Genomic DNA, 665 nt, shown 5'->3' on the forward strand with positions numbered 1-665 from the left:
AACGTAAAATATATGAAAAGTAAGGGATTAAAAAAACTTACCTTCTGGTTTTTACTAAGCCAATTTAGTAAATAAATGTTTACAATTTACGAGAAATATTAATTTTCTAAATTGGCGACTGTGCTTTTCTCCAGGCTATTTCGTTAAAGCACAGCATCCCTTATTTTTTATATATAGTGTTGTGAGCTTTATATTTTAAACCGCTTTATTATAGGGTCTCATTATTGTAAGGTTTAAAAGTGCTTTTCATTAAATTAAAGAAAAATGAAAAGAAATAAATGTCAGTAGTTCAACTTCAGTCCGATTTAAGGAATTCAGATGTTTTTATAAATGTCATGATTTATACATTGTGGTATGAGTCGTTTCATTTAGGCGCTTATTTTTATAATGGATTCACCTAAAGGCTATTAAATTAGTAAAGATATCATATTATAATAGGAGAGGACTTGACTTTTTAATTTTAATCTTATACCTTAGCAATCAAGTTTTATACGACACCGCTCGTTTGAAAATACATTTTCACGGGGTTTATCTCCGAAAACTTGGTGGCGAATTATCTGCTATAATCCACTTAGATTTAATAGCCTTTAGGTGTCCTGCTTTTTTAGCGCAAAAACATTCGAATTAAAAGTCTTAAGGTGAAGTTGAGCTATTGCTTCACAACG

The 665-nt window shown here is 29.9% G+C and carries 1 protein-coding gene; it reads left to right on the top strand.

What is annotated here, in order from left to right:
• The first annotated feature begins 278 nt into the window (after window positions 1-278).
• Complete coding sequence (locus ACFQ0I_RS17355; protein ID WP_379944257.1) at window positions 279-401, top strand: hypothetical protein; 123 nt, start codon at window positions 279-281, stop codon at window positions 399-401.
• Window positions 402-665 lie beyond the last annotated feature (264 nt).

The organism is Mariniflexile aquimaris (assembly GCF_042676825.1).
Taxonomy (GTDB): Bacteria; Bacteroidota; Bacteroidia; order Flavobacteriales; family Flavobacteriaceae; genus Mariniflexile; species Mariniflexile aquimaris.

Coding starts and splice junctions, on each gene's coding strand:
- ACFQ0I_RS17355 (WP_379944257.1), top strand. CDS start 279: ATGTCAGTAGTTCAACTTCAGTCCGATTTAAGGAATTCAGATGTTTTT.